The 21878-nt window shown below is 59.5% G+C and carries 17 protein-coding genes and 4 pseudogenes; 10 read left to right on the top strand and 11 right to left on the bottom strand.

Going from position 1 to position 21878, the window contains the following annotated elements; genetic code table 11:
* Positions 1–83 precede the first annotated feature (83 nt).
* Positions 84–1148 (top strand): IS110 family RNA-guided transposase, encoded by a 1065-nt coding sequence (locus tag YUO_RS0134030; RefSeq protein ID WP_028347586.1) that lies wholly within the window; start codon positions 84–86, stop codon positions 1146–1148.
* Positions 1149–1869: 721 nt separating this feature from the next.
* On the opposite strand, the pseudogene ku reads toward YUO_RS0134030, so the two are convergent.
* Positions 1870–2584, bottom strand: a pseudogene (gene ku, locus YUO_RS42645) (non-homologous end joining protein Ku); the annotation flags it as partial.
* A gap of 377 nt (positions 2585–2961) precedes the next feature.
* Between ku and YUO_RS0134010 the strand changes: the two are divergent.
* The 4 genes from YUO_RS0134010 to YUO_RS0133990 all read left to right on the top strand — a co-directional run bounded on the left by YUO_RS0134010 (position 2962) and on the right by YUO_RS0133990 (position 11295).
* Entirely contained in the window at positions 2962–5898 is a 2937-nt protein-coding gene (locus YUO_RS0134010; RefSeq protein ID WP_198028151.1) for a PAS domain-containing protein, read from the top strand.
* A gap of 36 nt (positions 5899–5934) precedes the next feature.
* Positions 5935–7596 (top strand): CHAT domain-containing protein, encoded by a 1662-nt coding sequence (locus YUO_RS0134005; protein WP_028351223.1) that lies wholly within the window; start codon positions 5935–5937, stop codon positions 7594–7596.
* Between the two features lie 232 nt (positions 7597–7828).
* A complete protein-coding gene (locus YUO_RS42640; protein ID WP_051379788.1) occupies positions 7829–9196 on the top strand; it encodes a lipase/acyltransferase domain-containing protein in 1368 nt (455 codons plus the stop codon).
* Positions 9193–11295 (top strand): CHAT domain-containing protein, encoded by a 2103-nt coding sequence (locus tag YUO_RS0133990; RefSeq protein ID WP_028351221.1) that lies wholly within the window; start codon positions 9193–9195, stop codon positions 11293–11295. The genes YUO_RS42640 and YUO_RS0133990 overlap by 4 nt, the downstream gene beginning before the upstream one ends.
* A 199-nt stretch (positions 11296–11494) precedes the next feature.
* Here the strand turns inward: YUO_RS0133990 and YUO_RS0133985 are convergent, their stop codons facing one another.
* The 4 genes and pseudogenes from YUO_RS0133985 to YUO_RS49150 form a co-directional block, all read right to left on the bottom strand.
* Positions 11495–11737: a hypothetical protein gene (locus tag YUO_RS0133985; protein WP_028351220.1), complete on the bottom strand. Its 243-nt coding sequence runs from the start codon at positions 11735–11737 to the stop codon at positions 11495–11497.
* Between the two features lie 127 nt (positions 11738–11864).
* Positions 11865–12593 (bottom strand): SOS response-associated peptidase, encoded by a 729-nt coding sequence (locus YUO_RS0133980; protein ID WP_028351219.1) that lies wholly within the window; start codon positions 12591–12593, stop codon positions 11865–11867.
* 2 nt (positions 12594–12595) lie between these two features.
* Positions 12596–12987, bottom strand: a pseudogene (locus YUO_RS48210) (hypothetical protein).
* A complete protein-coding gene (locus tag YUO_RS49150) occupies positions 12878–13126 on the bottom strand; it encodes a hypothetical protein (protein ID WP_083754833.1) in 249 nt (82 codons plus the stop codon). The pseudogene YUO_RS48210 and the gene YUO_RS49150 overlap by 110 nt, the downstream one beginning before the upstream one ends.
* Before the next feature lie 864 nt (positions 13127–13990).
* Here YUO_RS49150 and YUO_RS0133965 point away from each other — a divergent pair.
* Positions 13991–14398, top strand: coding sequence for a DUF2237 family protein (locus tag YUO_RS0133965; RefSeq protein ID WP_028351218.1), 408 nt, complete (start codon positions 13991–13993; stop codon positions 14396–14398).
* Positions 14399–14755: 357 nt separating this feature from the next.
* On the opposite strand, the gene YUO_RS0133960 is transcribed toward YUO_RS0133965, so the two are convergent.
* Entirely contained in the window at positions 14756–15823 is a 1068-nt protein-coding gene (locus tag YUO_RS0133960; RefSeq protein ID WP_028351217.1) for an SDR family oxidoreductase, read from the bottom strand.
* Positions 15824–16026: 203 nt separating this feature from the next.
* Between YUO_RS0133960 and YUO_RS47385 the strand changes: the two genes are divergently transcribed.
* Entirely contained in the window at positions 16027–16560 is a 534-nt protein-coding gene (locus tag YUO_RS47385; RefSeq protein WP_051379787.1) for an IclR family transcriptional regulator domain-containing protein, read from the top strand.
* Here YUO_RS47385 and YUO_RS0133945 read toward each other — a convergent pair.
* From YUO_RS0133945 to YUO_RS49145, 4 genes and pseudogenes are all read right to left on the bottom strand, one after another.
* On the bottom strand, positions 16553–17020 hold the full coding sequence (locus YUO_RS0133945; protein ID WP_051379786.1) for a hypothetical protein: 468 nt from the start codon (positions 17018–17020) through the stop codon (positions 16553–16555). The two genes, YUO_RS47385 and YUO_RS0133945, sit on opposite strands and share 8 nt — an antisense overlap.
* Positions 17021–17034: 14 nt before the next feature.
* On the bottom strand, positions 17035–17316 hold the full coding sequence (locus YUO_RS0133940) for a hypothetical protein (protein ID WP_347335960.1): 282 nt from the start codon (positions 17314–17316) through the stop codon (positions 17035–17037).
* A 142-nt stretch (positions 17317–17458) separates the two neighbouring features.
* Positions 17459–17653, bottom strand: a pseudogene (locus tag YUO_RS45495) (efflux RND transporter permease subunit); the annotation flags it as partial.
* A 6-nt stretch (positions 17654–17659) separates the two neighbouring features.
* A complete protein-coding gene (locus YUO_RS49145; RefSeq protein ID WP_083754832.1) occupies positions 17660–17923 on the bottom strand; it encodes a Fur family transcriptional regulator in 264 nt (87 codons plus the stop codon).
* Positions 17924–18057: 134 nt separating this feature from the next.
* Here YUO_RS49145 and YUO_RS0133935 point away from each other — a divergent pair, with 134 nt between their 5' ends.
* The gene (locus tag YUO_RS0133935) at positions 18058–19176 is read left to right on the top strand and encodes a multicopper oxidase domain-containing protein (protein WP_028351214.1); all 1119 of its coding nucleotides are present in this window, start codon (positions 18058–18060) and stop codon (positions 19174–19176) included.
* Positions 19173–20387 (top strand): ZIP family metal transporter, encoded by a 1215-nt coding sequence (locus tag YUO_RS0133930; RefSeq protein ID WP_430649583.1) that lies wholly within the window; start codon positions 19173–19175, stop codon positions 20385–20387. Before YUO_RS0133935 ends, YUO_RS0133930 begins: the two co-directional genes overlap by 4 nt.
* Positions 20388–21007: 620 nt before the next feature.
* Here YUO_RS0133930 and YUO_RS42625 read toward each other — a convergent pair.
* On the bottom strand, positions 21008–21310 hold the full coding sequence (locus tag YUO_RS42625) for an inorganic diphosphatase (RefSeq protein ID WP_083754831.1): 303 nt from the start codon (positions 21308–21310) through the stop codon (positions 21008–21010).
* On the opposite strand from YUO_RS42625, the pseudogene YUO_RS42620 reads away from it, so the two are divergent.
* Positions 21282–21488: pseudogene (locus YUO_RS42620) on the top strand (hypothetical protein). The gene YUO_RS42625 and the pseudogene YUO_RS42620 overlap by 29 nt on opposite strands.
* The last annotated feature ends 390 nt before the right edge of the window (positions 21489–21878 follow it).

The following is a 21878-nucleotide window of genomic DNA, read 5'->3' as shown; positions in this document are numbered from 1 at the left end:
TCTGCTAATGGGATGGTCCGGCCGTGCTCCGGCCCTGCCAGCACGAGAAGCTGGCAAGGGGCGCTCAAGACAAGGAGCACGCCATGTCTCAGAAACTCAACGCGACGATCGCCGTGATCGGCATCGATATCGGCAAAAACTCGTTCCACATCGTGGGTCATGATCACCGCGGTGCCATCGTGCTGCGGCAGAAGTGGTCACGCGGCCAGGTGGAAACGCGGCTCGCCAACCTGCCGGCGTGCTTGATCGGTATGGAGGCCTGCGTCGGCGCGCATCATCTCAGTCGCAAACTCCAAATGCTTGGCCACGATGCCCGCCTGATGCCGGCGAAATACGTGCGCCCGTATTCGAAGGGACAGAAGAATGACTTCCGGGATGCGGAAGCCATCGCCGAGGCTGTCCAACGCCCGACCATGAAGTTCGTCGCGACCAAGACCGCCGATCAGCTCGACCTTCAGGCGCTGCACCGCGTCCGCGATCGATTGGTCGGTCAGCGTACCGGCGTCATCAATCAGATCCGTGCGTTCCTGCTGGAGCGGGGTATCGCCGTGCGGCAAGGCCTGCATTCGCTGCGGTCCGAGTTGCCGGGTATCCTGGCAACACGCACCGATGTGCTCTTGTCTCGCATGTTGCGCATCATCGAGGATCTGGCGGGAGACTGGTGCCGACTGGATGCGCGTATCGAGGGGCTATCTAGCGAAATCGAAACGCTGGCCCGTCAAGATGAGGCCTGCGAGCCACTGATGACGGTGCCCGGCATTGGCCCGCTTATCTCGAGCGCAATGGTGGCCGCGATCGGCACTGGAGACGTGTTCTCGAAAGGCCGCGACTTCGGCGTCTGGCTTGGACTGGTGCCGAAGCAGATATCGACCGGCGATCGCACGATCCTCGGCAAGATATCAAGGCGCGGCAATCGCTACCTGCGCGCGCTGTTCGTGCAAGCCGCGTGGGTTGTGTTGGTCAAGGTCAAGTGTTGGGAGCGCTATGGCCTCAAATCTTGGATCGAAGCCGCCAAGAAACGATTGCACCACAACGTGCTGGCGATTGCGCTCGCCAACAAGCTCGCCCGGATCGCGTGGGCGGTTCTCAACAAGGGACGCGCCTTCGAATGCGTCAAGACGGAGGAGACGGCGTCCCGACCTGCCTGATCCTCGCGCCGTGCTCGGGGCCGTCAAGGCGCGGCCTGGCAGCGCCAGCGCAAGACGCCAGGACAGCACGACGGCCGGCCTTGACAGCCCTTGCGCGTGGCGCGTCTGCGCGCGCAGGCCGGGACGAAGGAACGACCGCCAGGCACGAACAAAGGAACAGCGCGAAGTGAGGAGCTATCGATGAGGTAACCAACATCCCTTACCCGCCGAGGTCTGCGAGAGGATGAGACGACGATGGAGGATCGGTCTTCCCGGCGCATGCGAACACTGGTGACCCAAATGGCCCGGTCGAGGCCTGTCCGCTAATCAGCTCGCATGCGCGCTGATATCCATGATGGCCCGGAGCACCACACGCTCCAAGCAGAGGCCGGATACATTGATGCAAGACCGCATCTGCCAGGTTGACGAAACCTCTTGCAACGCGCGGCCGGACCATACATTGGGTCACGAGCGTCGCTCTCTGCGATAGATGGCTGCCCGTCGACCCGAGCTCGGGGCAGTGATAGCGACGCCGGAATGAAATGACGGCGGGACCTGAGAGCGAGTGCCTCCGGCAAGCGACTCGTGATCGCGCGAGGGATCGAAGCCGGATGGCCGGGACGCGAAGCGGCACGTTTCACGAGAGCCCGGTCCGTTACCAGCGGACGCGCCCAACGCGCCGAACCCCGACGAAAATGGCGCCCCACCTTTCCTCTGTCCCAGGGAAGGATGCGCCGTTGTCTTAAGCTGACTTCCGCTGCGGTTTGGCCGCCGGCTTCTTGGCCGCGGCTTCCTTCGCCGGCTGCCCGCGACCGGCATCAGCATCTCCTTTTGGCCGGCCGCCGCCCGCGGCTTCTTGGCCGGCTTCTTCGCTGGTCCAGTTGCTGCCGCACCACCGCCGATGCTCTTGCGCAGCGCATCCATCAGATCCACGACGTTCTCGGCCCGGGACGTTCTTTCGCGGCAATGGGTTTGCCAGCGCGCTTCTGATTGATGAGATCAATCAGGGCAGTTTCATACTGGTCTTCGAATTTGTCCGGCTCGAAATGGCCCGCCTTCTGATTGACGATGTGCTTGGCGAGATCAAGCATGTCCTTGGTCACTTTGACATCCTGGATATCGTCGAAGTACTCCTCCGCGGCGCGGACTTTGTAGGGATAGCGCAGCAGCGTTCCCATCAGCCCCTTGTCCAGAGACTCAAGCGCAATGATGTGCTCGCGGTTCGTCAGAACGACGCGTCCGATTGCGACCTTGTTCATATCGCGGATGGTTTCGCGGATGACCGCGAAGGCGTCGTGCTCGACCTTGCCGTCCGGACACAGATAGTAGGGGCGGATCAGATACCGCGGGTCGATCTCACTGCGGTCGACGAACTCGTCGATTTCGATAGTTCGCGTCGATTCCAGGGCAACGTTCTCGAGCTCCTCCTTCGTCACCTCGATGAAGGTGTCGGTGTCAAATAGCGGGCATGCGGCGGCTACTTGCGGCATGGCAGTCTCGGACCAGATGCGGAAATATTGATCTGCCCCTCACGGCGTCCGTCTCATATCCAAAGAGCTGGACCGCAGACACCAAAGCCTTCGGCCTGGTCCCGGGCCCAAAGGCCACCGGTTGGCTCGGAATCCTGGTCCCGCTCGATTGTCAACATCGCGAAAGTCACTGATCTCGTGTTGGCCGTGAAGCGCATTGGGATATGGCAGAGCAACTGACCTTTCTGACGCTTGTCTGAGCAACTCTGATCTAGTGTGAAGTAGTTCACTTGACTGCAACCACTGGCTGGCTTGAAGTTGATTCGTTCTTTGAAAATTCGCATTTTTAAATTGGCGAGGGTAACGTGGTCGACATTCAAAGCCATGTCATTCCTACGGACGCCCTGGTCGCTTCGACCATCGACTTTCCGGCGCAGGAAAGCGCGGATATTCAAATCAGGCGCCTGGTTGGATTGCTGCGTGAGCGTGGCCCGGGCGGTCTCTCCCAGGTATTCGCACCCCTTCTAGCAACGCGCGACAGAGCTCTAGCGGGAGAACTTTCGGCCGACGGCGCTTCAATCCTAAAGAAATATGACGATCTAATCTCAAGAGCCTTATCTACACGCTATGATACGCTTGATACCGCACTGGTTCGTACCAGCTTCGCCGTGGCGGAGATTGATGGCTTAGGTATCATCTCGTACGCGAACGACGCTCTTAGGGCGCTCCTTCCCGATGCAGTTGGACGAGATTTTGCCTCTCTGTTTGGACCACGATCTGCAGATGTACGAGCGGCTCTTTCGGCTCAAGAGCGACAAAGTCTGCGTTTGGATCTGCATCGTGGCAATCTCCCCTCTATTCATCTTCGAGGGGAATTGGGCCCCCTAACTGACGAGCTCGGTCGACCCGGGGCATATGCACTCCTTCTCGGCGTGGAGGAAGAGGAGGCGCGATTTGATACCCTTCCCGACGGCGTCTTACGGCTCGATCCGGAGGGCAAGATCGTCTTTGCGAACCATCGCGCCGAGCAGCTCATTGGAGCAGGCCGAACCGAACTGCAAGGTCGGCAAGCGGCTTTGATGTTCGCCGACTGCGACGCCGGAGAAGCTCCGAAAAATTTTTCTGATTGGTTCAAATCACCTGACGGTCGCAAGGAGAAGGCAGAGCTCATATCGTTGGGGAGAACAACTATTCCGGTTCGGATAACGGTTGCTCCTTCGTTCGATGCGTCAGAGGGCTGCTCCGGTGCAATTATCACTATTGTCCCAATAGCGGAGGAACTGGTTCGGGCGGAATTGCAACATGTCCTGAGTGTGCCCAACTACGAGCCCGAAGAGCTTGTTCTCGGTGTCATGGAGGCAGTTCGAAAGATAGTGCCTTACGATCTCGCCACCTTCGGAGTGTACACGGAAGACATGCGGCATCACAAAACCCTGGTGGTGCACCCCAAGCCCGAATGGGGATGGACAACAGCATGGTTTCCACTCGGCGAGAAAGTCCACGATTTTCTGCTAAGCGGCCGCACGTGGGGCGATGATCTTCGTGCCACCGCAATTGATCTGACGCCGGGCATAGAGGAAGATTCTGTCCTTAAGAATATCGTCATGAGTGGAATGAAGGGTTGGGTAACGCTGCCGATCGCCGGTGGAGGACAGCGAATCCGCGCCTCGCTGACATTACTTTCCGAGCAAGCAGGTCGGTACGATGGCTCGGAAATCGCGCTCATGCGCGATCTGGGTGTCGAGAAAGCCCTTCTGGTCGCTGAAGCGAACCTCTTGCGTCGGCGCGAAGACCGGGTCCGAACGCTCCAAAAGCGACTTGCAACGGCCGACAGATACGAGGAATTGGCCAAATGCCTAGGTGAAGGTATTGCCGATTGTTTCGGGTGGGATTACGTCGCGGTTTTCTCAATCGACCGAAGGGATGGTCTCTTCCGCATCGTCTACCAATGTAATCGCACCGGTACTCCCGACGTTGACTATGGGTATACTCAACCGCTAACCGAGGGTCTCCTCGGTGCAGCGTTGAGAGACAACACGGCGCTAGCAGAGCCAGACATCGAGGCTGAATGCCAATTTGACTACAAGCCGGTCATTCCAGGCCGCCGCTCCGCGCTGGCATTCCCGATCCGCGTGGTCCAACAGTCTCCGACGCCGAGTCGCGACGAGATCGAATGGATGCTCTCGATCGAGTCTGGCATGAAAAACGCGTTTCAGGGACCAGACATGGTCGCGCTCAATGACCTTCTGGCGCAATGCGAGGAGCTCCTGCGACGGCGTTGGCTAAAGGCCGTACAATTGTCTCTCCTGGATGCGGTCGAGCAGGCTGTCGTGATTGTTGACCGCGCCGGAAAGCTGCGCCTTACGAACCGCTGGGCCGATGCGCTCTTCGGCAGACCAGGCGGCGCACTGCTCGGCGACAATCTTGCTCGCTTTGGAGCAGATGATCCTGACCGCCGTCTGCTGAACTCGTCCACTCCGGTCGCACAGGTGCGCCTGACACTGTGCATCGACACCGCGGTCTATGTCCCTACATTGGCGAGCCAACGGCCTTTGAACGATGACTACGGCCACTGCCTCTGGCTTTTTACCGACCTCCGTCAAGAAGCGCAGCACAGTACCTTGAGCTACGTCGAGGAAACCGTGAACGAGGTCGCTCAACACGTTCGATTGCCGCTCATGATGGCCAAGAGCGTTCTCGGGAGGGCAATGTCAATCGCCAAAGTCCCGGGCGTCATCGACAATATTGACGCAGCCCGACGTCAACTAGACAAGGCGGACATAACCTACGAACGGCTCGCCAGCACTTTGGCGATACGGCAGGAGCCCGATCGACCTAGACAGATATTCGATGCGGTAGACCTGCTAAGGGACGCCGTCCTTGATCTTCCTCGAGAGGACATCGAATCGTGCGAACTTTCGGCGTTTCCGTTGGAAGGCAAGGCTGAGCCCTTCTATGTGTCGGGCTGGCCTGAGCAGCTGAGGTTCGCTTTCCGATCTTTGCTGAGTTATGCGCTGTTTAGACGCCCGAACAAATCAAAGATAGGGGTGCGACTTGAGGATTTGGAAGGTTGCAAACTGCACATCAGCCTGTCAGTAGCAAACGTCGATGACCCGGATTCGGTGACTTCTCCCTCACTGGGTGGCCAGATGGATGCGGCAGCACTGCAGGCACGAGAAGTCGCATCTCTGGCGTTGAGAACGGTCGAACTCGCAGTTCATCGTCACAACGGCAAACTATACAGGTCCATGGATCAATCGACGCTGATGTTCGCGATCGACCTACAAGGAACTGAGCTGTGAGCGAAGGAGGCAGCGCTGTAAGCAGGAGTTTGCGTCATGACTACCAGATTTCTCCTCATCTCTTCCGATTCCGCGTTGCAGTTTGAAATAAGGGAGGCACTTGGTCCGACAACACATGTCGACCTCGTTGCAATTGATGCGGACTCGGCTTTTAGAAGCCAACTGATAACGGAGTCACCACCGTCTGATTCGGTTCTGCTGCTCGACGCGCAGATACCCCGTAGCTTGAACGCCGCACTTGACAGACAAGAACGATCAGCGCTCTGGCTCTTGCAGGAGCTAAGAAGATCCGGGGTTGCAACGCCAGCCCTGGTCATCACGTCGCGCCCACTGGGGGTCTCCGAGCTCGACGAATACTGCACACCAGAAAATCGCGCCATCGCGTTGCCGCAGCTCCGGCTCCAGCCTGGAGTACTGCAGAGCTTTGTCGACATGCTCCTGTGCCGGCGCGCGGACCCGAAGACGACATGGAATGTTATCGAGTTTGACGTCAAGCGTACGTCTGTGAAATGTTTCCTGGGCAACCGCCACGGGGAGAACATGATCGAATGGGCAGAGGCATCGACTCGAACGTATTCGGCCGCGCAAACGCTCGCAATTGCCTACGCTAACCCACCTTTTAGACCGGGCTGGGCACGACAAATCCACGGTGATGGTGCTCTGTTGTTTCGTGAGCTTATCATAGCAACACTTGGTCCAGGCCTGTTTTCTCACTTGGAATGTTGGGCCGGCGGGTTGGGCAACCTTGCATTCCGGTTTCGTGTCGATGACGCCTCGCTCTATTGTGCACCTTTCGAGGCTACCGTCCGCCTGTCTGGCCTTCCGCCGATGGGCACGGAGGACGATTTCACCCAGAATCCCTTCGTATTGGTGAATGCTCCGATTGCGCGACGAATGAAGGTCGCGAATCTTCGCGGTGCGACCAGACAAGAGCCAGAGCTGCGAGCCGCCAGAGTCCTATTTATTCGTTCTCAGGTTGGTGAAAATCGAACGCGTACGACGGGCCGCGACGTAGTTGGAGTATGGGAGCGGGATCCGGAAACGCGCAAGATCCGGATCAGCGCCTTCGAGTTTCGCCGACTGGATAACATAGATCGAGAACTCAATGATTTAAGAACCCTCAAGGGCGAGGACAGCACCATCTTCACATTGGACGAGTTGGACCTGTCGGCATCTGCTGACCCGCGAGGGGCAGAGGCGGTGCTTATGGAGAAGCTCAGGCTCAACCGTTACGATGTGGTGCATTTTGCAGGACACTCGTTGACCACGCGGGATGGACTGACGCTTCTGGTACTGCCGGGTGGAACACCAGGGGAAGCCGAAGGAATGTCGGTTCACACCTTTGCCGAGGGCGCCGCGGCCTCTGGCACCCGGCTGGTTTACCTCTCGTCTTGCCAAGGCAGTTCTGCGAACGCGGTCGCCAATCTTGGTCAGCGGAACATCCCTCATGTCATAGGGTTTCGGTGGGACGTAGACGACGAACGAGCTGCTGACTTCGCCAAGTATTTTTACAGCGACTTATTTGGCAAGCAGTCGAGCAGCATTTGCAACGCGTTCAGGGCAGCCTGTCGGGGCGTGTATGAACCGATGCATATCGAGGCATCGCCAATCTGGGCGTCTCCAATACTTGCCTCCAACTCCGATAACTGGGCAGCGCAATTTATTCGCGAGCCGGTCGACGTGGCAGCTCGTATATGAAGGAGGCCGCCCATCGTCATTGCTTTGATCTACCTTCGCCAAGCCGGGGCGACATCTGATTTGTCAATCCGGCGGGTGCTGTCGGTAAGGTCGACCGGCCAAATGCTGTCGGCGATCGAAAGTCGAGCGGAGTGTAACTCCAATTTGCGGTGAATGTTTCCGAGCCAGTCGTGATTTGGCTCAAGCCTGCTGAAATTGCCGAGCACGGGGAGCTCATATGCCTCGATATCCAATGAGAGACGTGATCGTTCTGCTGCCAGGAATCACTGGCAGCGTGCTTACAAAGCATGGGACGACCATCTGGGGATACTCTGCTAGCTCGATCGGCAAGGCACTTTTAACGCTGGGCGGCACAATGGAACGCGCATTGGCGCTCCCGCACGACGACCCGGAAGTTGACGACCTAGAGGACGGTATCGTCGCGGATGCCTTGATGCCTGATCTCCACCTACTCCCCGGAGTGTGGAAGATCGACGGATATGGCAAGATCACTGATGCCATTGCAACAGGATTTGCGGTTACGGAAGGAAAGAACTTCTTCCAATTTCCTTATGACTGGCGGCGCCACAACAAGGTAGCCGCGCGCAAGCTGGCAAGAGAGGCCAAGCGGTGGCTGGCCAACTGGCGCAACTCCAGCGGCAATGCGGACGCAAAGCTAATTTTGGTGTGCCATTCGATGGGCGGGCTCGTCGGGCGATATTTTCTCGAACGCATGGAAGGCTGGAAGGATACCAAGGCGTTGGTGACCTTCGGAACACCTTACCGAGGTTCCTTGAACGCGCTAAATGGGTTGGCGAACGGGATCAAGATGGGCCCCTTGGACCTATCCGAAGTCTCGCGTCAGTTCACCTCGATCTACCAACTTCTGCCGATCTATGAATGCTACGACTCGGGAGATGGAAGGCTGGTACGAGTCGCGGAAGCGACCGGCATACCCAATGTCGATCTCGCGAAGGCTCAAGCAGCACTTCGGTTCCATCGCGAGATCGAGGAAGCGGTGAAATCAAACCAGCAGCTCCCTCAATATCAGACGTCCGGCTATCGCATTTTCCCGATTGTCGGCATCGCTCAGCAGACAAATCAATCGGCGCAGCGCGCTGGCGGTCGAATCGAAATGCTAGAGACATATAGGGGGGATGCGCTGACGGGGGACGGCACCGTCCCGCAGGTGTCGGCAATTCCCATCGAGTTGAGCGATAATCCGTCCGCGATGTACGCCGCAACCAAGCACGGCTCACTGCAGAATGCTGACGCGGTGATCACCAATATGGTCGGAATAGTGTCTGGCCTTGATATTGATCTTGGCTCTTTTAGAAAGCCAAAGACGCGTGTCGCAATCGAAATTGAGGATCTCTATCTTTCGGGCGAACCCGTCGTGCTACGTGCAAGGCCCACGCGGGACGCCGTGCTGAAGGTGGCTTTTTGGCGCTCAGGCGACGCCAAGCCGTCGGCAGAACTTGCCATGGTAGCCGCGCGAGACAATTGGCACCATGCCGAGTTCATCCCGCCAGTTCCAGGAGCCTACCACGTCGCGGTCTCTGGAATGGAGGTCGAGACAGCCCAAGATTCCTTCGCGGTGCTCGACGCAGGGACAGCATGACCGAACAAAGCGCCTCGGCGCAAATGCCGTCAGGACTTCTCGTAGCCGACCTCCGCTGGGACCGGAAAGGCTCAATGCTGGTTGTAGCGGGCAACCGTACTCTTCGGTCGGTTCTGGAGCGTGCCGCACATACCAATCCGGCCTGGATCGTATTGGTGCGTTTCCGCGGCGCTCATGTTTATCGCTACGCATACCGGGTTGAAGAGCTGCGCCAGCACGCGATGGACTTTCCGACTAGGTTGGACTGGCCAATTGAGGATGCGTTGGACCTGCACGAAACCAAGTCGAGCGCAAGCTCCCGTGGTGGCCGGCGGCTTGAGTTGCAACAGGGCATGGAAGGGCCGGCCGCCTCGCGTCTCGTAGACCTCGACGCTGCAGGCCGGATAATCGGAATTGGAGAACAGGTCGATCTGGTTGCGGCACCGTTGGACGAACGCCGTTCGTCCCCGCTCGACCTGCCGGAGATCTTCGATCTCGGCCCGATGCGCGGGCGATCAGGGCGCAGACTTCCGATGGGATATCAATCCGCATCAGAAGAAGCGCCTCAGAAGACCGCAGACCAAACTGACTCCGTAGACATAACTCTCTCGGCAAATACGGACAATGAGCTTCAAGTCGGCCACGAACAGGAGGTGACCTTTCGAATTGAATTGTCGTCCGCGGCGCGGCCCCGAGGGTCCTTCTTGGACACGAAGGCAGCATCCGACAAGTCGATCGTCGTTTCTCTCACGGTAGAAGGTCAGGTGATCGAGGTCATTAACGACCGGGAGATGACGGTGAATCCGCCAACGCAGGAGCAGCCTCTGCGGATCGGCTCATTTTGGATTCGGGGAATGCGACCCGGCCTGTCTCGGCTGGCCATCATCTTTCGTCAGGCAGGCTCAGATCTCGGCGCAATCGGCCTGGTTATTGAGGTTGTTGCGGTGGACCCCAAGCCGACCCGGAGTCGAGGCACCGCGGTAGCTGCCGCTCGCGACGTTGCAGACGACGACAAACTGGCCCTCCTTGTCGAACAACGCGTCGAGGGAGGGAACGTAACCTACAACTTTACGCTCCATTCAGAAGCGTTAGATCTTCCCTATCGGAAATTCAGTTCGAGACCGCTGCTCGATCGTGGAGACGGCCCAGCATCGACACCATTGGCCTTCGTCGAAAGAATCTATGAGCGCGTGACTCAGGAACTCAGGAGCGTCGATGATTTCAAGCAGTTGCAACGGGAGGCACGCGCACTCGGCTCCAAGCTCTCCCGTGAACTGTTCGAGCCGGAGGTCGCAAAGGTCATTTGGCCGCTACGAGATCGCATAAAGATGGTTCAGATCGTTTCCTGGGAGCCGCTGATTCCTTGGGAACTGGTGCGCCTGCACAATCCTGACACGGGTGAGACCGACGACCGATTCCTGGCGGACTATGATCTTGTGCGGACGCTCTCGGACGAAGCACCGGTCCGGCAGTTGGCTATGAAGAAGTGGCGATATTTCAATGCGACCTATCCGATGGGATCAGTGGAGCCGGTGGGCGCGGAACTGGAGTATTTCAAAGGTAGGTCCGAAAACTCGCTCAGCGCGCGTTCGATCACGGCGGATGCTATTCCTCCCAGCCGAGACGCTTTCTACGATGCTCTTGCGGATGGCGATTTCGATGTATTGCACATCTCCTGTCATGCCGACGCATCGCATCAATCGATAGAGGGCGCGAGCCTGATCATCGGCGACACAACGAGACCCGGAGAAACACAACCTCATCAAATCGAGATCGACACCGTCACGGTTGAGGCAGAAGCCAAGCTTCGAGGCAGAAGGCCGTTGGTCTTTCTAAATGCCTGTGAAACCGGGCGAATGGGAGCTGTTTTGACTCAGTTAGGCGGATGGCCGATCGTATTTCTGCGGGCGGGCGCGGGAGCCTTCGTCGGCACAACTTGGGCTGTCCGCGACAAGCCAGCTGCGGCTTTCGCCAGAGCATTTTATGACGCCCTTCTTGCCGGAAAGACACTTGCCGAAGCAGCAGGCGCTGCCCGCGCGTCTGCTAAATCGCTTGGCGACGCATCATGGCTTGCATTCAAGGTTTACGGCCATCCCCGCGCACGGAGATCCAACGCTTAGACGGCAAAATCGAACGGGTTAGAATCGCCGGGAGACCCGATGTTATCTCCGGACGTCCTGCAACCAGCCCTAGCAACCCGAAACAATTGCCGCTAGGATTGCGGGACTGGGGCCGGTATTACGAAGTTATTTCATATCTGCAGTATTTTAGTGGCTCGCCAAGTCGCGGGCAAGTCAGCCTCAATCCGCCGAGGGGCACTCAGGTGTCGCCGATTGAGTCCAGTACCTCGGCGATCGCGACGGCAGCCACTTGCAATGAAACGCCGGCCGGCGGATCCGTCCGAGCGATCTGGAATGCGCGGTCGCGGGCATGCGGATCGGCACGGTCCTGCATCCACCCATGCTCCTCGCATTCGCGAATGGCGCCGGCCTCGCTGAGCACCGAAATCGCCCAGCCGCGTAGCGTCCGGATCGCGGGTTGCTTTTCCTTGGTCATCAGCATTCGAAATCGCTCCTACCGGGCGAATCCTCACGCCTCGCCGTCCGTCCCGGGCTGCTAACACAGGTCAGGGATTCCGAATTGCATGGCCTGTTGCTTTTCCACGTGTTCCGTCCGCCTGTGCAAAATGTCAGGCGGCCAGTGCGGGATCTTCCTTTTCGCCGGTCGCAACGATCTTCAGTGCCCCATCCGGCAACGGCCGCTGGAGCGCCTTGGCCTCGCTCCAGGGTGCGCGCAGCCAGACATCGTACTCTTCCGTTGTCGTCAAGATCACGGGCATCGCCTTCGGATGGACGCGTTCCACCTCTGCGTTCGGCTTGCAGGTCAAGAAGGCGTAGACATCGATCGTGACGTCGCCTTCCTTGGCTTTCCGGACGCTGGTCCAGTTCGTCCAGAGGCCGGCGAACGCCAACAGTGGGCGGCTTTCGTCCGGAGCGAACCATACCGGCACCTTCTTGCCATCGATCGTGTCGTACTCGCTGAACGACGTGAAAGGTACCAGGCAACGGTGTTCGGTCCCGAGCCACGGCTTCCAATGCGCGCTGCTCACGTTTCGGATGTTGGTGGCGCCACTGTCCGGCTCCATCCGAAGCAATTCCTTGAAATCGACCGGCATACCCTTGGCCTCGAGCTTCTGGGCTCGCTTCTTGGTGGCGTCCAAGAGCGCCTGCTGGGAGGACGGCATGCCCCATCGAGCCATGACGATCTCTCGACCGTCGGACGCGTTGCGAACAATCGGCGCTGGGTAGTCCGGAAAGATGCCGGGCATTGAAGGCAGGTTGCCAACGCGACTGTTGAGTGCGCTGAACAGGCGACGGATCGCGTCAACGTTCTTGGTCATCGAATAGAGATTGCACACGTTCAGTCCTCCGGAGGCGCGTTGCGCGGCCGCTGAGTTAGTTGCAGCAGCGTCGCCGAGGGGCGCCGGCCCGCCTTAGCGCATTTCTGACAGCGAGCCTGCCGGCGAGATCATGAACGAAGGTTGTCGGTGGATGGGGCAGGGCAGCGAGATCGGCCTGGCTCGGCGCCTTGCAGCGCGAGCACTCGATCTGAAGCCAAGGATAGCCGCCGTTTATCGCTTGGTCGACGATCGGAGAGGGATTGATCGGTTCTCCGTCCGCCCACATCCGCTCGTTCCAGCTTTCAGCCAGGAGCCGATCGGATAAATAGCTGCGAGATTGTTTTTGCGAAGCCGATTGGAAGTGGAATATTTTCGTACGCGTAGGGCTGAAGTTCGATTGGCACAAACTCATGCCGCGGCACCTTGCCCATAGCCGTCATGACCCGTTCGTCAAAGGCATTCTTGCCGATTGTGTCACGCAGCGCAAACGCGCCGGCGGTGATGACCGCGAGCATGTCTTCGCGCAAGGCTTCAAGGTCTTCTGCTCGCATTGGCAACTTTCACAAGCAACACGATCGCAAAGTTTGTCCCCGGATCTTCCGGCCACTTACCGCGGATCACATCGGCATTGCGCATGAGCAAAATCGGCGGTGCACCACGCACACCGGGGCACCTATTGCAACAACTGCCCACCTGCCATGGCCGCTCCCGCCGGCGGTTCCTCAAGTGGAACTCCGTCGCCCATAACGCGATGAAGACATCACGCCTGAAGACAGGGCAGGTCCATTGAGGACAACGAGACGCCTCCAAACGGGCGGCAAAGATTGTACAATCTTGCCAGCTGCCCTTGAACTGGGACATGCCGAAATCTTCGTGGTGGAGCGGGTAGCGACCGTGTCGTCGCCGATCTTTTGCTCGCGCTGGCGCAGTGCGGGTGCTTTGGCGAAAGCAGCGGAGGATCGCAATGAGCTGGTCCTATATCCCGAGATGGAAATTCACTGATAGCCGCGGAAGGCCGCGTGTGCCCGGAGGGATCCACGTTGGCTGCACCCATGACGGCCATGTGCAGCATGGTCATGCAACTCGACGCGCGTTGCTCAAAGCCGGGGTACGATCGTCGGCGGTGCCGGGCTGGCGACAGTTGTCGACCCTGGTGAGGTATACGGCGAGTGAATTCCACGCTACGTGTCTAACCTCAAAGAAGTGCTAGGCCCTTATCGGCGTGCCGAAGACCTCTTCTATATGAGGAAGGGTTGCGGAAAGCCGGGCTGTCCGAATGACCATCACAGCCAAGGTGCCCACAACGTGACGACAAGCTGAGAGTGCGACTTCTGCTAATGGCACGGGTCAGAAGCCGCAGGTGCGACTCACCAAAGATCAGCAGTCGATCGACAACACCGCACGCGGAGACGGCAATGCTGAGGGACGACAACGGTAATGGAGACGGTCGGCTGGGCGCACCCCGTAACGTGCTGGGTGAGCGGCTCGAAGTCTGCTCGATAAGCCCAATGACGGGGTTCTTTCGAGACGGCTGTTGCGACACTGGGCGAGAGGACGTCGGTAGCCACACGGTCTGCGCCGTCATGACCGCCGCGTTTCTCGAGTTTTCCAAATCCCGCGGCAACGATCTTTCGACACCGATGCCGGAATTCGGCTTTCGCGGCCTGAAACCCGGCGACCGTTGGTGCCTCTGTGCTCCGCGTTGGCAAGAAGCACTCGAGGCGGGCCAGGCGCCCCGCGTGGTCTTGCGGGCCACTCACGAAGGCGCTCTGGGTCACTGCTCACTCGCCGATCTCAAGCGCCTCGCAGTGGACCTAGCCTGACCTCTGCACTTGCCGACGAGGTGATCGGATAGGCGAGCCGATGTCGGCTCCTGGGCACTTTTCGGACGTGCCACGCTGGCTCTGCGATTTCCGTTCGCTGGGACAAAACAGACATCGCCAAGGACCGCTCCGAAGTCCGAAGTTGACCCTGGCTGTGTAGAAACGTTGGATCTCAGAAACGGCGGAGAATCTGCTTTTCAAAATGCCTCGCGCTGCAGCTCAGTATGCTCCTCACAGGTCCCGAGGCGCTTCTGAAGGAATAGTATTCTCCGCGATTTGCTCGCCGCCGCCTTTTTACACGGCCAAGACCCTGACCGGATGTCATGCAGACGATCGTTCTCGCGGCGCCGATGCGTCTCAGGGAACGATCCGCTCCGCGCGGAACTCGCGCATGAGCCGCACGAACATCTCTTCGCTATCGACCACATCGTGGAAGCCGAAGCGGCGCGATTTAGTCACGTCCGACATCACGTCCCAGTCGCAACTGAAGACGTAATCGGCAAAGGGCCAGGCTACGAGCTCATCGTAGGCGTAGGGCTTCAGCCCATATCTCTCTCTCATGACGCGCCAGAGTGGTGCGTTGTCTATCATGTGTGCGGTAAGGCTTATAGTCTGCACGTCGCCGGCTGGCATATCGAAAGCGGCCGCGAGCTTCGGCCACAGATTCTTCCAGCGGAAATAGTCACCGTTGGTGATGTTGAAAGCTTCGAGCCCGCACCGAGGCGTGCTCGCCGCCCAGAGCGCCGCGTTGGCGAAGTGCGCGGATTCAGTGACCTGGTAGATCGATGTATAGGCGCCAGGCTTTCCCGGGAAACGCAGCGGCAACCCAAGCTCCTTGCTGATCGCGGCATAGACTGCGATCGCCGGCGCAAGACTCATCGGCGTTCCCGGCGCAAAGCCGCATAAGGTCTGCGGCCGCAGCTCTACCCAGTCCCAGCGCTTGCCGCGCTGGAAGGCGGCGAGCCAGTCGATCTGCTCGAAATAATAGTTGGGACCCATGTGGCGCGGGTCACTCTCTCGTGCTGGTGTTTTGAATGGCCCGAAGTGTGAGCCATAATATTTTGTGCCGGTGACCAGCACCACGCGGCGCAGCGCGGACGACGCGCTGTCGATCGCGGTCACGGCGTTAACCAGCATGTCGCGGTTTGGAGCGATGTTCGATGCATAGCCCGCGGCGGCGCCCGCCGCAGGCTGAAACGCCGCGTAGAAGACGTGCGTGGCTTCCGTCAGGCCGGCGAGCTTCGCCGCCGCGTCCTCACGGTCTAGTAGATCGACACTTATGTGGCGGTAGCGGGGCACGGCGCCGGCCGCACGGCGCGACAGACCGATGACGGACCAGTCGTCCTGCCTGAGCAGCCGCTCGACGATGTAGCGTCCGATCACTCCGAGCGCTCCGACGACTACGGCCTCTTTGTGCTCACCCATGTGTGCCCGATTCCTTTCGACTACGATGGTAGTCGTGTCCTAGGCTCTTGTCGCCTGTATTGGGACGCTGCCTGGCTGGCACCGGGGCGCTCGGCGTGAATATCCCGGACAACCTCCTCGCGCTCGCCGACGAGGTGATCGAGTAAGCGGCTGATGTCCGAGTCTGGCCCTTCGCGTCATTTCGCGTCGAACTGACCGACAGAATGTGGACGCCCGAGCAGTTCGGCGAAATCGCGCAGCCGTTCGTTGCCGACCTCACGCCGACCAGCGGTGAAGGTGCCAGCATGGCTGGCCTACAGGGATGGAACCGTATCCATCGTCGCCAAGCGCGAGGCCGAAGGCCCGGTGCGCGTCGTTCAGAGCGTAGGCGCCGCGCGCCCGATCCACGCACTGCAGTCGCGAAGGCCATCGTGGCATTTCTGCCAGAGGCTGAACTCAAGGGCCTGCTGCCGCGGTTGCGTTACAATGCCTTGGCGCCACGGACCATCACGACGCAAGCGGCGTTCGCCGCGGAACTTGAGCGCGTGCGGATGTCCGGCTACGCCTATGACGACGAAGAGCATATCGAGGGTATTCGATGCATCGCAGCACCGGTGTTCGCCTATTCGGGGCGCGTCGTCGGCTCACTATGCGTTGTCGGACCGCGCAGTCGAATGACACGTCAGAAGCTTAAGGGGCTGCGTCCTGAAGTCCTGACGCTCTGCGGGGCGCTGTCGAAGCGACTTGGCCTCAGGTAAGGCGGGAGAGGTCGAGTTCATGTTTTTCCTCCTCGCGCAGCCGCGTGTAGAGGGCTTCAACTGCATCCGAGAAATCCTTTGAGGCATTCCGTGTACAGTAGTCCTCCAAGAACTGCAGTTGCCTCCTGACGTCGAAGGTCATCGGAGCGAGATTGAGCCCCTCGTCAACACCGGGCGGCCTGCTCGACAGGATTCCACTCAGATAGTCTCTCCTGAGCAAGGGATTGGATTTTATGTCATCGTTGAACCGCTGGCATGTCGCAGCACCCGGGCCGACAATTGTCGCCTTGGGCGCCTGCGCGCGAAGATCGCGCGATGCGTCCGCCGCCACGACGGCGGTGAAGGACAGCGTCATGATGAAGAACAGACGACTGACGTATCGACCGGGCACGCGCGTGCAGGCCTGCGCCGCAATTGGGCGGCCGTGGTCGAGGCACCAGATTGCACGTCCATTCAACATCCTGCCGTCGGTCCTTACTTCTTGAACTTTACCTGACCCGATTTCTCCTCGGCGGTTTTGATGGTGAGGGTGATCGTAGCATCCGGCGCTATCGGGTTCTTCGCGTCGCCCTTCAGTGAATTCTCACCCCACGGCGTAAGTGAAATTGTCTCGCGATTACTGCCGCTGACGAGGAGCGCCGCTGCCGTGAAACGGTCTGTCGGAACGGGCTTCGCGGTGTTTGGAACAAAGACGTTGATCGTGACCGTATTACCCGCAGTCATCAGTTCGGCGTCAACACCGGCAACGTCAAGCATTAGGCCGCCGTTGGGACCCCTTTTGTACTCTTCGGCGGAGACCGCAACTGCGAACAAGACGGTAGCAATCAACAGCAGCGGGGATCTCATGAGGGTGCTCCCCCTCTTGGGCGGGTGATGTCGCTTCACCGTTCGCCAGATCCTCCCGCCTGAACAGAACGTAGAGCGCCGGCAGTACCAGCAACGTGAGGATGGTCGATGAGATGATTCCGCCCATGACGACGGTGGCGAGCGGCCGCTGCACCTCGGCGCCGGCGCCAGTCGCGACCGCCATCGGGACGAAGCCGAGCGACGCGACCAGTGCCGTCATCAGAACCGGCCTGAGACGGGTCAGGGCAGGGGTTCATGATGCTCCCCCCAAGGAACCGAAGCGAGGCCGACCACCTCGAAACGTGTAGCACTCGATGATGCCTTCGCTCGTGAGCAGCCGCAAAGCCCTGTAAACCGTCGCCCGCGACACGCGGCGGTTGCGCCCCGCAGCGCGTCGGTACAGTTCGGCAAAGTCTGGGCAACCATTGGCTTCGGAGATTGCCTCGACAATCAGACGCCGCTGCTTGGTCAACCGAAGACCCTTCGCACGGAACTGTGTCTCAATCGGAGTTGTCATGGCTTCAAGCCCGCCATGGCGGGCCGATCTTACCTACCCTCTTGCAATGTCTCACAAAATGGAGAAAGATGCAACTCGTTTGCAATTGCAACTAGACTTTTGTTGCTACGATACCCGCGAGGCGGGAGGCGTCCATGCGAACACCGATTTGGCAGCGGCTAAGCCGGCGAAGAGTACTCTCAGGCGGCATCGTCGCTGCCGGCGGCGCGATCGTCGGCGCTCTGCCAAACGGGAGGCCGGCGGTCGCCCAACCCCCCGATGCATCTCATGGCGCGAACGTAGCGACTACCGCCACTCACGCTTCCGCTAACCCGATGATCACGGTTGGCGATGTCGGTAGCGCCAAGAACGGCTTCGATCCGACCGCGATGCTCACCGACTGGGAGACTGGAACGGTGTCGCAGCTGCCGGACGGACGCACATTGCGGACCTTCGAGATCGAAGGACAGGACAAGGAAATCGAGATCGCGTCAGGAGTGTTGTTTCCGGCTTGGACGTATAACGGGCGCGTGCCCGGTCCGACGCTGCGTGCCACCGAGGGCGATCATCTGCGCGTTGTGTTCCGGAACCGTGCCTCCCATCCTCATTCGATGCACTTCCATGGCATCCATGCTGCCCGCATCGACGGGGTGCCCGGTGCCGGTCTGATCGAGCCGGGCCAGGAGTTCGTCTACGAGTTCGACGCACTGCCGTTCGGCTGCCATCTCTATCATTGCCACGCGCTGCCGCTTAGGCGTCACATCAGCAAGGGCATGTACGGCGCCTTCATCGTTGATCCTGATCCAGCACGCCATCCTGAGAGTGTGGCCGTCGCGCAGTCGCGCCTGCTCGGCACCGCCGAAAACAAAGAATGGCAAGAGCTGGTGATGGTGATGAATGGCTTCGATACGAATTTCGATAGGAAGAATGAGACTTACGCCGTCAACACGATTGCGCATCATTTCATGAAGCATCCGATCCGCATCGACCACGACCGGCCGGTGCGTATCTATCTGGTGAATGTGCTTGAGTTTGATCTGATCAACTCGTTTCATTTGCACGGCAACTTCTTTGATTACTATGACCACGGGACGACGCTCATCCCAACATTGACGACGGTCGACACTGTCATGCAGTGCCAGGCCCAGCGTGGAATCCTTGAGTTTACGTACCGGAAACACGAAACCGGCGCCTACATGTTCCACGCGCACCAGTCCGAATTTGCTGAGCTTGGATGGATGGGAATGTTCGACGTCGTCGCGGTGGCATCATGATCGAGATCATCCGCCCACAAGCGCAAATGCCCGGGGCTGCGAGCAACGCACAGCCCCGCTCCTATACCAAGCTGCTGTGGTTTGTATTGCCCCTGCTCGCGCTCGTCGTGGCAGCGGCCTGGCTCGTTGCAAGCGACTGGCTCAAGGTCTTCGACACTGGAGCACCGCCGGTCGAGAAGCTCACCTTCGAGCGGGTGATCCTCGACGGCCAGGGAATCCATCTCAAGGTTCGCGCCGGGGGTTCCGAGCCGATGATGATTGCCCAGGTTACGGTCGACGAAGCCTTCTGGTCGTTCAGGCAGGAGCCGCCCGGGCCGCTGGATCGCATGTCGACCGCGTGGCTCCATATCCCGTATTCGTGGGTGCTAGGAGAGAAGCACGACGTCGGGGTGCTCACCAAGACAGGCCTGACCTTCAAGAAGGAGATCGAGGTCGCCATTGCAACCCCGCAGGCGCAGGTTGGCCAGCTCGTTCCCCAAGCCCTCCTGGGAGCTTTCGTGGGCGTCGTGCCAGTGATCATCGGCATGCTGTTTTACCCGGCGATGCGCAGCTTGGGACGGCAGGGCCTTGACTTCGTCCTGGCTCTGACCGTTGGGCTCCTTGCATTTCTGTTCGTGGGCACGCTGAAAGACGCGCTGGCATTTGCCGCTCAAGCGGCGCCCGCCTTCCAGGGTACTGCAATGGTACTCGTGGTCGCTGCAATCGCGTTTCTCACGCTCTTTGTCGTCGGGCGCCGCCACGGAACGCCGACCGGGCTCACACTTGCCACCTATATTGCCTTGGGGATTGGGCTACACAATCTCGGTGAAGGTCTCGCGATCGGCGCGGCGTTCGCGGCGGGCGTTGCCGGGCTAGGTGTCTTTCTCGTTCTCGGTTTCACCCTGCACAACGTCACTGAAGGAATCGGGATTGTGGCTCCCCTCGTCGTGTCTCGCCCATCGCTGCCAACCTTCGCGGGGCTGGCAATTCTCGCAGGAGCGCCCGCGATCCTAGGCATATGGCTTGGGAGCTTGAGCTATTCGCCTCACTGGTCGGCGCTCGCGCTCGCCATCGGCGTCGGAGCCATCCTGCAGGTCATCGTCGAGGTGGGTGCCTATCTATTCCGCATTGCCAGTGAAGGGGGTGCAACGTGGCTCTCGTCGGGCACGCTAGGCGGTCTCATCGTGGGTTTCGTCGTGATGTATGCCACGGCCATGCTAGTGAAAATATAACGCGTGGAGAATGCAGGTCGAGGAGCCGACAATCCGTCAGGTCGATGAGACTACCACTACGGCGCAGGCTCCGGCCCTTAAGCGGAGTCATTACGGGTGATTCGATCGCGTCAATCAGCGCTGCCGTGACACGATCGATCGCCTGGGAAGCATCGATGGTCCTCAACAGGCCCTTGGCGCGATAGTATTCGGTTAGGGGCTTCGTTTGGTTGCCGAAAGCGGTCAAACGCACGCTGAGAGCTTCCTCATTGTCATCTGGTCTCACCGGCTCTCCGTTGGCCCTTTGCCTGCACGGCCCGCGCTAGAATTCGATCCAGCAAGGTCCTTTCGTCAACCTTGAGTTCAAGCACACAACTGAGCTCCCGCTCCTCGATCAGAAGAACGTCGTCGAGCGCAGCTGCCTGGAAGACCGTGCGCGGAAGTCCATCCAGGATGAAGCCTCTCGCGATCGGGCTCCATGATCTGGGCCACTTTCAGCCCGATTGAGGTTCGAGGGGATACCGCGGATCTCAGCATGTCGCCGGTCGAAAGCTGAGGTATGGCAAATTTTTTGAGATAATCTGAGCGCTTGGGTTCCATTGCCCGCTCCTGGCGGTCCTATGAGTACGACTCTCATCCGGTTATTCCTTCAAGCAGATGCGCGAAATCGCAGCATCAATCAACCTGCGCGCTTCATTGGCGTGCCCCCATCCCGTAAGCTTCACCCACTTGCCCGGTTCTAGATCCTTGTAGTGAAGGAAGAAGTGCTCGATTTGCTTGCACGTGATTTCCGGCAGATCGGTAAAGGTCTTCACATGCTGACATCGCTGAGTAAGCACTGACGACGGAGCCGCGACGATTTTCTCGTCGCCGCCGCCCCACGCCGCCGTGATCCGAACCCTACGAGGCTGGGCGATGGCGCTGCTGCAGGAAGCCGGCGTCATTCGCGAGTGCGAGGAGCACGGCTGGATGCAAGATCGCGTCGATCCGCACGCACGCGAACGCGCCTTCGCCCGCCGGGATCCGCCGACCGGTCTTTCGCCGTAGGCGGCGGCCGTCGCAATCGCCGAGGTGCTCGAGTCGATCGGCGACACCTGCCCGGGGTGCCCGCTCGAGGGATAAGCTCTTTGCGAAGGATTGTCCGCGACGTCTCCAGGCCGCTCGCCAGCGCCGCCTCGACCGTGCCCATGTCTCGCCCGCGGTAGAATGCTTCGCCGGAAAAGAAAGCCAACCCGCCATCATTTCTTGAAAGCACCGACTGCGCCGTGCGTTTCCGGTGTCGTGTACGAATAGGCTCCGCCCGCCAGAGGATCGTGCGTCCAGTTGATTGCCTCTCTCGTCGCCTCAGAGGCCTCGGCCGCGCTCTGCTTTCTCAGCCAACTTGCGATCTTTGCTCGCACCATGGCTCGTTCAGTAAATCCACTCCTCAAGAACAACAGCCACCCCGATCCCAAACGCAAGAGAACCGGGCTCCGCGCCCGGCTTTCATGCAAAATCGAATACTTCCCCACG

The organism is Bradyrhizobium murdochi (genome assembly GCF_000472965.1).
Taxonomy (GTDB): domain Bacteria; phylum Pseudomonadota; class Alphaproteobacteria; order Rhizobiales; family Xanthobacteraceae; genus Bradyrhizobium; species Bradyrhizobium murdochi.
The sequence above is the reverse complement of the archived record's forward strand: the minus strand, read 5'-3'. Positions and strand labels throughout refer to the sequence as shown.

Bases quoted from the DNA above. Each gene is read 5' to 3' on its own strand.
- YUO_RS49145 (WP_083754832.1), bottom strand. From the start codon at position 17,923: ATGACAACTCCGATTGAGACACAGTTCCGTGCGAAGGGTCTTCGGTTG.
- YUO_RS0133940 (WP_347335960.1), bottom strand. From the start codon at position 17,316: ATGCTTGACGTTGCCGGTGTTGACGCCGAACTGATGACTGCGGGTAAT.
- YUO_RS0133945 (WP_051379786.1), bottom strand. From the start codon at position 17,020: ATGTTGAATGGACGTGCAATCTGGTGCCTCGACCACGGCCGCCCAATT.
- YUO_RS42640 (WP_051379788.1), top strand. From the start codon at position 7,829: ATGAGAGACGTGATCGTTCTGCTGCCAGGAATCACTGGCAGCGTGCTT.
- YUO_RS0133935 (WP_028351214.1), top strand. From the start codon at position 18,058: ATGCGAACACCGATTTGGCAGCGGCTAAGCCGGCGAAGAGTACTCTCA.
- YUO_RS0133930 (WP_430649583.1), top strand. From the start codon at position 19,173: ATGATCGAGATCATCCGCCCACAAGCGCAAATGCCCGGGGCTGCGAGC.
- YUO_RS0133960 (WP_028351217.1), bottom strand. From the start codon at position 15,823: ATGGGTGAGCACAAAGAGGCCGTAGTCGTCGGAGCGCTCGGAGTGATC.
- YUO_RS0133985 (WP_028351220.1), bottom strand. From the start codon at position 11,737: ATGCTGATGACCAAGGAAAAGCAACCCGCGATCCGGACGCTACGCGGC.
- YUO_RS0134005 (WP_028351223.1), top strand. From the start codon at position 5,935: ATGACTACCAGATTTCTCCTCATCTCTTCCGATTCCGCGTTGCAGTTT.
- YUO_RS0134030 (WP_028347586.1), top strand. From the start codon at position 84: ATGTCTCAGAAACTCAACGCGACGATCGCCGTGATCGGCATCGATATC.
- YUO_RS47385 (WP_051379787.1), top strand. From the start codon at position 16,027: ATGTGGACGCCCGAGCAGTTCGGCGAAATCGCGCAGCCGTTCGTTGCC.
- YUO_RS0133965 (WP_028351218.1), top strand. From the start codon at position 13,991: ATGCTGAGGGACGACAACGGTAATGGAGACGGTCGGCTGGGCGCACCC.
- YUO_RS49150 (WP_083754833.1), bottom strand. From the start codon at position 13,126: ATGCGAGCAGAAGACCTTGAAGCCTTGCGCGAAGACATGCTCGCGGTC.
- YUO_RS0133990 (WP_028351221.1), top strand. From the start codon at position 9,193: ATGACCGAACAAAGCGCCTCGGCGCAAATGCCGTCAGGACTTCTCGTA.
- YUO_RS42625 (WP_083754831.1), bottom strand. From the start codon at position 21,310: ATGACGCCGGCTTCCTGCAGCAGCGCCATCGCCCAGCCTCGTAGGGTT.